The 11744-nt window shown below is 43.5% G+C and carries 11 protein-coding genes; all 11 read right to left on the minus strand.

Annotated features, from left to right (window positions below; genetic code table 11):
• Nucleotides 1-862, minus strand: an 862-nt coding sequence (locus tag ACLOR3_RS04115; protein WP_412037014.1) for a dihydrolipoamide acetyltransferase, incomplete at its 3' end; no start/stop codon positions are given.
• A gap of 220 nt (nucleotides 863-1082) precedes the next feature.
• Nucleotides 1083-2075 carry an alpha-ketoacid dehydrogenase subunit beta gene (locus tag ACLOR3_RS04120; protein WP_070588982.1) on the minus strand — a complete coding sequence of 331 codons (993 nt, stop codon included), beginning with the start codon at nucleotides 2073-2075 and terminating at the stop codon, nucleotides 1083-1085.
• A 16-nt stretch (nucleotides 2076-2091) separates the two neighbouring features.
• Complete coding sequence (locus tag ACLOR3_RS04125) at nucleotides 2092-3060, minus strand: thiamine pyrophosphate-dependent dehydrogenase E1 component subunit alpha (RefSeq protein WP_048789008.1); 969 nt, start codon at nucleotides 3058-3060, stop codon at nucleotides 2092-2094.
• A gap of 208 nt (nucleotides 3061-3268) precedes the next feature.
• Nucleotides 3269-4435: an ATP-grasp domain-containing protein gene (locus ACLOR3_RS04130; protein ID WP_411400313.1), complete on the minus strand. Its 1167-nt coding sequence runs from the start codon at nucleotides 4433-4435 to the stop codon at nucleotides 3269-3271.
• 21 nt (nucleotides 4436-4456) lie between these two features.
• A complete protein-coding gene (locus ACLOR3_RS04135; RefSeq protein ID WP_411400312.1) occupies nucleotides 4457-5197 on the minus strand; it encodes an esterase family protein in 741 nt (246 codons plus the stop codon).
• Nucleotides 5198-5236: 39 nt separating this feature from the next.
• Nucleotides 5237-6064, minus strand: a complete 828-nt coding sequence (locus tag ACLOR3_RS04140; protein WP_195323980.1) for an alpha/beta hydrolase — start codon at nucleotides 6062-6064, stop codon at nucleotides 5237-5239.
• Nucleotides 6065-6158: 94 nt separating this feature from the next.
• Nucleotides 6159-7493 carry a methylenetetrahydrofolate--tRNA-(uracil(54)-C(5))-methyltransferase (FADH(2)-oxidizing) TrmFO gene (trmFO, locus tag ACLOR3_RS04145; protein WP_195323981.1) on the minus strand — a complete coding sequence of 445 codons (1335 nt, stop codon included), beginning with the start codon at nucleotides 7491-7493 and terminating at the stop codon, nucleotides 6159-6161.
• A 159-nt stretch (nucleotides 7494-7652) separates the two neighbouring features.
• Nucleotides 7653-8357, minus strand: coding sequence for a DUF3307 domain-containing protein (locus ACLOR3_RS04150; RefSeq protein WP_195323982.1), 705 nt, complete (start codon nucleotides 8355-8357; stop codon nucleotides 7653-7655).
• Nucleotides 8341-9018, minus strand: a complete 678-nt coding sequence (locus ACLOR3_RS04155) for a SatD family protein (protein ID WP_195323983.1) — start codon at nucleotides 9016-9018, stop codon at nucleotides 8341-8343. The genes ACLOR3_RS04150 and ACLOR3_RS04155 overlap by 17 nt, the downstream gene beginning before the upstream one ends.
• A gap of 107 nt (nucleotides 9019-9125) precedes the next feature.
• A complete protein-coding gene (gene topA, locus ACLOR3_RS04160; protein ID WP_411400311.1) occupies nucleotides 9126-11213 on the minus strand; it encodes a type I DNA topoisomerase in 2088 nt (695 codons plus the stop codon).
• A gap of 92 nt (nucleotides 11214-11305) precedes the next feature.
• A partial coding sequence (locus ACLOR3_RS04165) for a DNA-processing protein DprA (protein WP_412037015.1) occupies nucleotides 11306-11744 on the minus strand: 439 nt, incomplete at its 5' end.

Raw genomic sequence — 11744 nt, forward strand, 5'->3', positions numbered from 1 at the left:
CAGAGTTTGGTTGGTTGATAATCGGTCCAAATGATTGAACGCCAAACATCCCCAAGTTACTGATAGTAAAGGTTGAGTTTTGCAATTCACTTGGTGCAAGCTTACCATCCAAGGTACGTCCGATAACATCCTTGAAGGCTACGACCAACTCTGACAAGGTCATCTTTTCAGCATTGTAGACAACTGGAGTCATCAATCCATTGTCCATCCCAACTGCCATCGCTAAGTTGACATAATTGTGAGTGATGATGGTTTTGCCATCTTCTGTTAATGACGCATTGATGTATGGATGTTTCATCAAGGTCTTAACCACTGCTAGAGAAAGCAAATCTGTTACAGTGACTTTCTTGCCAGTGGCCTCCATAATTGGATCCAATACCTTCTTACGAAGGGCCAACATTTGAGACATATCAACGTCATAGTTCAAAGTAAAGGTTGGTGCTGTCAAGTAAGATTCCACCATCCGTTGAGCAATCACCTTACGCATTGGAGTCATCGGAATCCGCTCAATCTCACCATAAGGTGTCACATTATCAGGAACTTCTTCGACTTTCTCAATTTGAGCAGGTGACTTAATGGTCTCATTCTCAATATTTTCAGGAAGGAAAGCAAGGACGTCCTTCTTCATGATCTTACCACGATGACCAGTTCCTTGGATCTCTTGCCAAGCAATATTGTGTTCTAAAGCAATTCGTTTTGCAAGTGGTGAAATGCGAACCACATTTGTGTCTTTATATGTTTCCACGTCTTCTTTGTGGACACGACCGTTTGCGCCTGAACCAGAAACATCATAGAGGTTAATCCCAAGATCATCCGCTAATTTTCTAGCCGCAGGAGTCGCTCTTAGCTTATTATCAGCCATGACCTCTCCTATTCTATTTATGATGCAAAGGGCGTTTAAAAGCGACCGAAAAATAGGAAATCGACGCAGACTTCGATGAAGTCAAGGAGATTTATCTTTTTTCCGAGCTTTTAGCCCGTGCTCTAATCTAAGATATTAAGGACGCAGAGAACTTTGTACCTTAAAAGATACAAAGTTTCCTCGTCTAATTCATTGGTTGTTACATAATTTATGTTATGTATTATTCTTTGTTATACGTTTTACGAATGGCATCTTTGATGCTTTCAACTGTTGGAATCATTGCATTCTCAAGGTTTTGTGCGTAAGGCATTGGCACATCTTCCCCCGCACAACGGCGGATTGGTGCATCCAAGTAATCAAATGCTTCTGATTCAGAGATAATAGCTGAAATTTCACCAATATAGCCACTTGTTTTGTGGGCATCATTGACAAGCACTACTTTTCCTGTCTTCTTGACAGAGTTAATGATGATCTCTTTATCGAGTGGGACCAAGGTCCGTGGGTCTACTACTTCTACTGAGATGCCTTCTTCTGCCAATTCTTCAGCTGCTTGCATCACGCGACGAAGCATTTTTCCGTAGGTTACGACAGTGATGTCAGTTCCTTCGCGTTTGATTTCTCCGACACCAAGTGGAATTGTGTAGTCTGGATCAACTGGCACTTCCCCTTTTTGGTTGAATTCTGATTTATATTCAAGAATGATAACGGGGTTGTTGTCGCGAATAGAAGACTTAAGCAGTCCCTTCATATCCGCTGGCGTACCAGGAGCAACAACTTTCAAACCAGGAATATGAGTAAACCATGATTCCAAAGATTGGGAGTGTTGGGCTGCAGAACCAACTCCATTCCCAGCAGCACAGCGAATAGTCATCGGCACTTGCCCTTTTCCACCAAACATGTAGCGAGTTTTAGCAGCTTGGTTGACAATAGCATCCATAGCAATTACTGAGAAATCCATGAAAGTCATATCAACGATTGGGCGAAGTCCAGTCATGGCTGCCCCTGCTGCCGCACCTGAAATCGCGGCCTCAGAAATCGGACAGTCACGGACACGTTCTGGACCAAACTCTTCCAGCATCCCTACAGAAGTTCCGAAGTCTCCACCGAAAACTCCGACATCTTCCCCCATCAACAATACATTTTCGTCGCGACGCATTTCCTCAGACATAGCAAGGATAATGGTATCGCGGAAAGACATTAATTTAGTTTCCATAATTCTCTACTCCCCCTTAGTCTGCGTAAATATCTTCGAAAGCTGATTCGAGTGGAGGGAATGGGCTTTCTTCCGCAAATTTTACCGAAGCTTCTACTGCTTCTTTTACTTCTTCTTGAATTTGATCCAATTCTTCTGCGCTTGCAATCTCATTTTCAAGGAGATACTTGCGAAGGTTTTCGATTGGATCTTTCTTCTTCCACTCTTCGACTTCTTCACGGGTCCGGTATTTACCAGGGTCTGAAGATGAGTGACCAAGCCAACGATAAGTGACACTTTCAATCAAGACAGGACCTTTACCAGAGCGGACGTGTTCAACAGCTTTTTGGAATCCTTCATAAACATCGATAACGTTGTTTCCATCAGGAATAAACATTCCAGGAATGCCGTAAGCAGCACTACGCTCGTGGATATGCTTGACATTGGTCATTTTCTTAATATCAGCAGAGATTCCGTAACCATTATTGATACAGTAGAAAATTACCGGAAGATTCCAAATAGAAGCCATATTCACTGCTTCGTGGAAGACACCTTCGTTGGTTGCGCCGTCCCCAAAGAAGCAGACAACAATCTTACCAGTCTTATGCATTTGTTGAGTAAGAGCAGCTCCTACTGCAATCCCCATACCACCACCAACAATACCATTGGCACCAAGGTTACCTGCATCCAGGTCGGCGATGTGCATGGAGCCACCCTTCCCTTTACAAGTACCGGTATACTTACCAAGGATTTCTGCCATCATGCCATTCAAATCGATTCCTTTAGCGATGGCTTGTCCATGTCCACGGTGGTTTGAAGTTAGCAGATCATCCTCGTTCAAAGCCAACATCGCTCCAACGTTAGCCGCTTCTTCCCCAACAGAAAAGTGCGTCATTCCTGGCACTTTCCCTTTTTTTACTAACTGTGCAATTTTTAAGTCCATGCGACGGATTTCTTCCATTTTACGGAACATTTCCAATAAGAGACTTTTATCTAATGTTGCCATTATTTCGCCTTTCTAAGCAATTATTCATTCTATTTTATTCTATCTCACTATGAAAACACTGTCAAAATAAATGCTCATTTCCTTTCACAAACTAATCTGTCTAGAATACTGATAGATATGAATTCCCAAACTGTTATATAAAAGATTCACAAAGTTGTTTTTATTATGGATAAGCAAAAAACCGATAGGGAAGACCTATCGGAATATTTTATTGATGGCGTTGGCCGAAGTCATGAATCATTTGTTCTAACTCTTCACGACTTGGAGTTGTTAACATGTAAAGGTAGTCCCCTTGAAGTTCCGCAAAGGCTGCAGGCATATCTTTCTTCACGCGGAATTGATCTCGGTATTTGGCCAAGACTTCTTCCTCAGAAAGGACATAAGCTGCATTGGCACGGCGTGAAGTCGCCAAGCAATAAAGTGGCTCAAAGTCAGAAGCTGGGAATGGTTCTCCGGCTACGATGGCTGCATAGCCACGGTACAAATCAATCGAGTGAGCATAGTTGTAGACGTCGATGGTGAAGCCACCTGCAGGACGATTATTGTACTCAATCGCAATATAGTCATCTCCATCACGGAAGAACTCAATGTGGAAGAAACGCTCCTTCATGCCAAAAGCTTTAACAATCGCTTCTCCGTATTGACGCAATTTTGGATCCATCTCTTTTAGGACATAATAAGAATTGTCCATCTTGTAGAGCATCAAGTCAAGTGGCGTATAAGCATAGTCAAAAGTCGTTGAGAAGACAATGTTGCCATCGCGATCGACCAGACCATCAAAGGTACAAATCTCACTAGAAGTGACGAATTTCTCAAAGAAGTACTCGGTATGGCCATCCCATTCTGCCTTGAAACGGTCTACATCTTCTGCAGTTTCAAGCTTGAAGGTTGCTGCTGCTCCTACCCCATTGTCAGGCTTGGCGATTAATGGCAACCCAATCTTCTTCACAGCCTTGTCAATGTCTTTTTCGGCTTTGACAACTGCACCAGGAACAACTGGGACTCCAGCTTTCTTGAAGAGTTTTTTCATTTCTGATTTGAACTTGGTTTTCTTCAAATCTTTTGGCTTGGCACCGAAGACATTGAATTGCTCACGAAGCGCCGCATCCAATTCCAACCAATATTCATTGTGGGATTCGATGCGGTCGATTGGCCCGTGTTTGTAGAAGAGGAAGGCGACTGCGCGCTTCACTTCGTCCCAGTTTTCCATGTTATCAACTCGGAAATACTCTGTTAAACTATTGCGCAATGGCTCGTCTAACTGTTCATAAGGCTCCTGTCCAATCCCTAAGACCGTGATGCCTTTGTTAGCCAGCTCGATGGTAAATTGTTGAAAGTTTTGCGGATAATAAGGTGAAATAACAAGATAATTCATAGAGGTCTCCTCCTTTTTAGCTTATAAATACATCTGACCTAAGAAATAAGGCATTTGCTTGCGCCACCAGTCCCAATCGTGAGCGACGTCATGGCCCCACTCAGCAAACCATGCAGGAATATTTTTGTGGTCAAAGGCTTCTTTTAGTTTGTAGAAAGATGGAAGTCCATCTTGTTCCCAAGCGCCAAGACCGGTACAAATGACAATTTCCGCCTGACGGTAACGGTCAATAAACCAGCCGTCATTTTGATGCCAAATATAATCAGATGGCGAGTTTTGATAAATCGCTTCGTCACCACCAAACTCACCAACAAAGAAACGAGCATCATAGACACCACTCAAGGCAATCACCTTGTTGAAGACATCTGGATGTTGCAAGAAGAAATTAAGGGCGTGGTAGGCTCCCATAGAACAACCCGTCGTCACCATCGGATCAAACCAGCCCGTTTTGTGCTTAATGAAAGGAATGGCCTCTTCAATCACATAGCGCTCGTAAGCACGGTGCATCTCTGCTCGATCATGAGGATTTTTCCAATCACAAAGCCAGCTTTCACTATCGACACTCGAAAGGGTGAAGAATTGAACCCGACCTTCTTCGATAAACTGAGCACAAGCATCAATCATACCAAAGTCATAGTACTCGTTATGGCTCCCACCTGATGAAGCAAAGACCACAACAGGAATCCCTGCATGTCCATAGCGGTTTAGATACATTTCGCGGTTGAGCTGGCCACTCCAGTGGCTTAGATGTTCAATATTCATAAATTCCCTCTTTCTCTTTATTTCTTTATTTACAGTCTATTAATCCCATTTTTCTGCCAAAAAACGAAGGCATTCTGGAAGATTCTCAGCCCAGGCTTCTTCGTGGTGAATAGCCCCAGATTGTATCCGAATAGCAATATTTTCCAAAGCCACTCCTTGTTGAATGACATCGTGATAATAACGAAGGGATGAGTCGATATAGGCTTGCTTGATATTTCCCGCCATCAGCGTTTTATCCGTATCATCAGCTTCTTCAGTCCCTACATAGATGTAGATCCGTTGATCTGCATAAAGCTTCTTCCGCTCGATATAGCGGTCAAAGGCCTCTTGGTGCAACCAGTTAGCAGAGGAGAAGACTCCCAGACAACCGATTTGGTCTTGGTATTCCAAGCCCAAAAATTGGGTGATATTCCCACCAAGCGAAGATCCAATCATGGCTGTATGTTCTCTATCAGCAAGGGTTCGATATTCTTGATCGATGAAGGGTTTGACGACATCCATGACAAACTCCCCATACTCGACACCCTTGCCACCGAATTGCATACCAGGGATATTGGACTCCTTGTACTTCCAGGCAGAGTACTCGTTCATCCGTTGCAAACCATCGTTATCAATGGCAACGACAATCATGCGACTAATGTCTGGATTTCGCTTGATGGCTGGAATGACCTTCCAAGAATGACCCGCATAGGCTTCCTTGCTATACAAAACGTTTTGCCCATCGTGGAAATAAACCACAGGGTAGCGACGATCTGTATCTGTTTCATAATTCTTAGGTAATAAGACTCGCACACGACGGAGTTTTCCGGTATAAAGCACTTTCAACTCGTGTGTCTTCATCTCTAAATAAAAGTAGGATTTATTCATTGTCAGAAAACTCTCTATATTCTAAATTTTTATTTATTATACCATTTTTATAAGAAAAAGTCTGGATTTCTCCAAACTTTTTCATTGATTGACTTTATTTTCCAATAAATGTAGCCAGATCTTGCAAGGAACGTTCGGCAATTTTCTCATACCGTTCCTTTTTATCCCGAATGCGTGGGCCTTCCAGCTCCTTAATAATTCCGAAGTTGACATTCATGGGTTGGAAATGCTTGCTGTCGGCATGGGTAATATAATGAGCGAGACTTCCGATGGCTGTTGTTTCTGGGAAAATCGCTGCTTCTTCTCCTTTGAAAAGACGTGCCGCATTGATCCCAGCCACCAAACCTGAAGCCGCTGACTCGACATAGCCCTCTACTCCTGTCATTTGACCCGCAAAGAAGAGGTTGGCTTGCTTCTTAGAACGATAAGTCTGTTCAAGCAGATTTGGAGAGTCCATGTAGGAATTACGGTGCATGACGCCATATCTGACAAATTCCGCATTTTCCAAACCTGGAATCATTTGAAAAACCCGCTTTTGCTCGCCCCATTTAAGGTGAGTTTGGAAGCCAACGATATTGTAGAGGCTAGCAGCTGCATTGTCTTGGCGCAATTGGACTACCGCATAGGGTGTCTTAAACTCCCCGTCACGAGGCCCTTTGTAGTCATCTGGATATTCAAGACCAACTGGTTTCATAGGACCATAGAGCATGGTTTTGATGCCTCGCTTGGCCATGACTTCAATTGGCATACAACCTTCGAAATACTTTTCTTTTTCAAAAGAGTTGAGCGGGGCTTCTTCCGCATTCACCAAAGCCTCATGGAAGTCCATAAACTCTTGCTTGGTCATGGGACAGTTGAGATAAGCCGCTTCTCCTTTGTCATAACGAGACTTGAGGTAAACCTTATTCATATCGACGGTATTGACATCGATAATAGGAGCTGCTGCATCATAGAAATAGAAACCATCTCCACCATTGAGCGCGTGGATTTTTTCCGCCAAGTCATCGCTGGTTAGAGGACCCGTTGCGACCACTGTGATCGCATCTGTCGGCAATTCTGTAATTTCATCGCGAATCACTTCGATGAGCGGGTGTTGGGACACCTTTTCCGTCACTCGGCTAGCAAAGCCTTCCCGGTCCACTGCCAGTGCTCCACCAGCTGGTACACGAGTCGCTTCAGCCGCTTCAAGGATGACCGAACCCAGATGACGCATTTCTTCTTTGAGGAGCCCGACAGCATTGGTTAGAGAATCCCCTCGGAGAGAGTTGGAACACACTAACTCAGCAAAGTTGTCTGTTTTGTGTTGCGGAGTGGATTTGACTCCTCGCATTTCATAGAGCTTCACCGGAATTCCCTGTTGGGCAATCTGATAAGCTGCTTCGGAGCCAGCAAGGCCCGCACCGATAACATTGATATAAGATTGAGACATGACACTAATACCTCTTTGGGTATCCAAACACCCCACTGGACTGTTAGACACCCACAAATCTTTCTAATTTTCTACTTGGTCCATTATACCAGAAAGCCAAGTAAAAAGACAGGGAGGGTTTTCCTTCCTGTCTTATACCTAAGTCTGTTATTTATTTTCTTATAGACACAACCAAGCAGCAAAGAGGGCTGATAGGATACTGAACAAGGACCCGATTAAATAATACTCTGCGAAGGCTGGATTCTCCGAAATTTTATTGTAGCGGGCGATGGATTTGGCCGTAAAGACCAGACCGATAGAAGCAAATTGGCCGTAGACAAGACAGGCACCGATAATCAACCGCTCTAAGAAGCCAATCATGGAACCAGCCCCAGTGATCGTATCCATTTTCTCCTCCATCGTCGGCTGGTACTTAGCAAAAAGAATTTTAAAGACGATATTGGTCGGTTTTCCCACTAGGAGGACATAAAAGATTAGTTTTAAACTGTCAATAGGCAAATAAGTCGTGCCATTTTTAGCTCCCCAAAGGACTAGGAAACTAATGATACCGACATGCAAGACTTGATCCAAGGCAAAAGTCCAGCCGGTTGGTAAATTTAATTGCTTCTGAACGATCGGTTTTAAGAAATCTATTCCAGCATGAGTCAGCAAAATGGTCAAGCAAATCCACCACAAGTCCAGATGACAGAGGGAAACGACGAATAGAGGCAGAGCTACATACAGAACGTGAAGGCCGAGCACCTTCTTATCCTGGTCCTTGTGGTCCGCCATCTTTTGGCTTTGAAAATAATAATCCGACAACAAATGACAACTCAACAAGAGAAGCAAGTATGGATTTGTTACGATACTAGATAATCCGGTCATAAGCCTCTCCTTTCGCTAAACTTTGAATACTCGCTAGTGCTGCTGCTCGCCCCCGTAAGTAAACACGGATACTACTACTTTTCAGCCGTTTAGATAGAGCACTTGGGTTGATGGCCAATGATTGGGCCAAATCCTGCTGGCTAAAATTCTCACTATATACACATCTCTTAAGAAGATCTAGCAGGATTTCTTCCTGACTGCCACGCCAACCCGAACGAATGGCTTCCCCGGAAGCGATGAGGGCATTCACAAAGAAGTCTTGCTTTTCCTTCCCACTTGAAAAATAGATCTGGGTATTGCCGTAGTCATTTTTCTGATGAACCAGATTGATGGCGGCGCGTGCATTCCAATAGGCTGGCCCATCCGCACCGATACTTTGTAAGGGATCAATATCCGTTACAATCTCCCCGAGACCAATCCCGAAACGAAGTTGAGTAGGAGTTAGTAAAGAACGCAGGGTATCGATGATTTGAAAAACCGGAGCATCCACCTTTAAGAGCGCCTGAAACTCATCACCCAGGGTCAAGGTAAAACTAGATGCTAAGAATTCTCCAAATAGTTCATTCATCGTTTGAAGCGTTTTTTCTAACTGTTTTTGCAGGTCAAAACGTTCTTGAACCATTTTAGAATCAATAACATCTGCAATCAAAGCAAGATACATAAGCCCACCTCCTTGTGTCTATTATAACGAAAAAAAACAAAAATGTCTATTATAACAGACATTTGTTAAAATTGCCGTTATAATAGACATAGAATCATTCTAAAATCTTATTTTACTTTTTCTTCTTCGTAGTCGCCGTTGCTACATACGACTTGCTTACCACCACCACGAACTTTTTTCTCAACTAGGTAGTGACCACATTTCGGACAGTCACGGCCGATTGGCTTGTCCCAAGAGGTGAATTCGCAGTCTGGGTAGCGATTGCAGCCATAGAAGAGACGATTCCGCTTGGTTTTACGCTCGATGATTTGGCCTTGGTGACAGTCTGGACACTCCACTCCAATCTCCTTGACGATGGCTTGCGTATGACGGCAATCAGGGAAATTGCTACAAGCAAAGAATTTACCGAATCGACCCAACTTGATAACCATTGGACTTCCACAAACCTCACAGTCAAATCCAGCAGCCTCATCCTTGATTTGGATTTTCTCCATTTCCTCTTCAGCTTTGGCTACTTCTTTTTTAAAGGGTTGGTAGAAGGAATCAATGACCTTTTGCCACTGTTCTTTTCCGAGTTCGACATCATCCAGCTTCCCTTCCATCTCTGCGGTAAAGGTTACATTGACGATATCTGGGAAGAATTCAACGATCAGTTTATTGACGATTTCTCCTAATTCGGTTGGCTCGAAGCGTTTGGCTACAAGCTTCACGTAATAGCGTTTTTGAATGGTCTCAATGGTCGGTGCATAGGTTGAAGGACGACCAACACCGTTTTCTTCTAAAGTCTTAATCAAGGTCGCTTCAGAATAACGGGCTGGTGGTTGGGTAAAGTGCTGTTCAGGTTTGCTGTTGACCTGAGTGACAGTGTCCCCTTCTTCCATATCTGGTAGCATCTTATTCTTGTCCGAATCATTGTAGATCGCCAAATAGCCGTCAAATTTCACCTGACTTCCATTTGCTGTATATTGAACCCCATTTTGCCCCAAACGGACATTCATAGTATCAAAAACAGCTGCCGTCATCTGACTAGCCACAAAACGATTCCAGATCAAGGTGTAGAGCTTGAGCTGGTCCTTGTCCAAATACTTGGCAATTTTCTCAGGCGTATTGTAGACGCTAGAAGGACGAATGGCTTCGTGGGCATCTTGAGCACCAGAAGCATTCTTAACCCGACTACCATGCTTAGAATACTTGTCTCCAAATCGATTAACGATAAAGCTAGCTGCCTCATTTTGAGCGACTGGACTAATCCGAGTCGAATCCGTACGCATATACGTGATCAAACCTTGAACACCAGATCCAATATTGATTCCTTCGTACAATTGCTGGGCCACCATCATGGTCTTACGAGTACGGAAGTTAATCTTATTGGCTGCATCCATCTGCATGGAAGAAGTTGTGTAAGGAAGCGGTGCATTACGTTTGCGCTCTTTCTTCTCAACCTTTTCAACGATATACTCTTTCCCATCGAGGTGCGAAAGTACAGCTTTCACATCCTCCTGGTTTTGAAGTTTCATCTTCTTGCCATTCATTCCATAGAAATTGGCTTGGAATTGCTTGGTCCCTTTTTTAAAGGTTCCATCAATTGTCCAATATTCTTCTGGTTGGAAGGCATTGATCTCTTCTTCCCGATCAATAATTAACTTTAGGGCAACGGATTGCACCCGACCAGCAGAAAGTCCCTTCTTCACCTTTTTCCATAGAATTGGTGAGATGGAGTACCCAACAATCCGGTCCAAGACACGGCGAGCTTGTTGAGCATCTACCAGATCCATATCAATCTTACGGGGTTCTTGAAAGGCATTTTTTACCGCATCCTTGGTAATTTCATTGAAAACAACGCGGTTCTTATCTTCCTTATCCAACTGAAGAATATGCGCCAAATGCCAAGAAATAGCTTCTCCTTCACGGTCCGGGTCACTTGCGAGAAAGACTTGTTTGGCTTTTTTAGCCTCTTTTTTCAAATCATTAATCAAAGGACCTTTTCCGCGAATATTGATGTACTCTGGTTCATAATTGTTCTCAAAATCAATAGACATGGTAGATTTTTTCAAGTCACGAATATGACCCACGCTGGCCATGACCTTATAATTTCTACCAAGATACTTTTCAATCGTCTTCGCTTTCGCAGGAGACTCCACGATGACTAAATTCTTTTTAGTTGTTGTGGTTTTCTTTTTTGTTTTAGTAGCCACTTTTTTACCTCTATTTTGTAATAAACCTCATAGAGTGTAAACTATTTTTTTCGGGATGTCAACCGTGAAGTTCTCCTATAGGAAAACTCATTTTAAAATTCAAACTCATCTAGGACATCTTTTCCACTGGTGACCAGCTTTGCACCTTCTTGAATGAGGTGGTGACAGCCATCTGAACGTCCATCCAAGATCGAACCAGGAATAGCAAAGACATCTCGCCCTTCTTCCATAGCACGCTCGCAGGTGATCAGACTTCCAGACCGCATCCGCGCTTCCGCCACAATCACTGCTCTAGAAAGCCCAGCAATAATCCGATTGCGTTCTGGAAAATGATGTTTTTGAGGGCCTTGTCCAGGACCGTATTCTGTTAACACTAAATGACTCCCACTCATGTACTTCTGCAATTGTTTATTGGATCTAGGATAGAAGACATCTAAGCCAGTCCCAATCACTCCAATTGTCTTTCCTCCATTTCGAATAGCAGCATAATGGGCCGCAGCATCAATTCCCTTGGCTAATCCGCTCACCACA

It is taken from the genome of Streptococcus intestinihominis (genome assembly GCF_046824975.1).
GTDB lineage: Bacteria > Bacillota > Bacilli > Lactobacillales > Streptococcaceae > Streptococcus.